1 protein-coding gene is annotated in these 1,112 nt (G+C 69.2%); it reads left to right on the forward strand.

Annotated features, from left to right (window positions below; genetic code table 11):
• Nucleotides 1-270: 270 nt before the first annotated feature.
• On the forward strand, nt 271-1,112 hold an 842-nt coding region (locus tag EHS43_RS44970), incomplete at its 3' end, for a serine protease (protein WP_125196099.1).

The raw sequence follows: 1,112 nt of genomic DNA on the forward strand, positions 1-1,112 counted from the left end.
CCGAGACGGGTATCGGGGCGCGGGGGACCGAGCCGTCCGCTGGCAGCAAGCCCCCATCGCTACCAACCCCGGACCGTGCAACGGGTTACGGGTTGTCCGAAGATCTTTGGCGTGACGAAACCGTTGCGGTTCCGTCGGAAGTCACCCATAGCGGGCGCATAGTGTGTGGTGCCGTTCCAAGGCGCGGTGCTGAAGGGTGGAATCGCGGGCGGTCCGCGGGAAGTCCCTGGTTCCGGCGCCGGGTTCGTCCTCACCAGGGGGAGGCAGAGCATGCGATCCGAGCGGATGATGTTGACTGTTCGCGGCGAAGGCGGAAGGGGCGCGCGTCGCAGAAGTGCCCCCGCGCTGGCCGCCGTAGCCCTCGCCTCGGTGCTGGCCCTGGCCGCCACCGGCTGCGGCTCCGGCTCCGGGTCCGGCTCCGGGTCCGGCAATCCGGACGCGAACGCGCAGTCCCCTGCTCCCGTCGCGTCCGAGGGAGACGGCAAGATCACGATCCCGGACGACATCAAGGACAGGCTCAAGGAGCACGGGATCGATGTCGACAAGTGGAAGGACGGCGCCTGGAAGGACTGGGACAGGGAAGACTGGCTGCGCGAGGCCCAGGACTACATCAACCCCATCATCGAAGGCCTGTGGGACCCGCAGCGGATGCGACAGGCCGAGGACCCCGACCGCGGTCTCCAGGAGAGCGACCTCTCGGGTGACCAGGGAGTGACCGACCCGGAGCCGGTGCCGGTGGACGCGAAGGCCGTGTCTCCTACGTATCACGCCAACGTCCCCGAGGCGGGCAAGGTGTTCTTCGACTCCCCCGAAGGCACGATGGTCTGCTCGGCGACGGTCGTGGCGGACCCGGCGCATCCGGGCAAGTCCAACTTGGTCTGGACGGCGGGGCATTGTGTGCACGCGGGCAGGAGTGGCGGCTGGTACCGCAACCTCGCGTTCGTGCCGTCGTACAACGATCAGGCCCTCGCGGCGGAAGGGTTGGTCGGTGCGACCGAGGACGAGCTCGCCCCGTACGGCGTCTGGTGGGCCGACTGGGCGGGGACCTCGGAACAGTGGATAGCGCAGGGCGGTCCGACGGGCGGGGACGGGGCGCCGTACGACTTCGCCGT

Origin of the sequence: Streptomyces sp. RP5T (assembly GCF_003933965.1) — a bacterium.
Classification (GTDB): domain Bacteria; phylum Actinomycetota; class Actinomycetes; order Streptomycetales; family Streptomycetaceae; genus Streptomyces.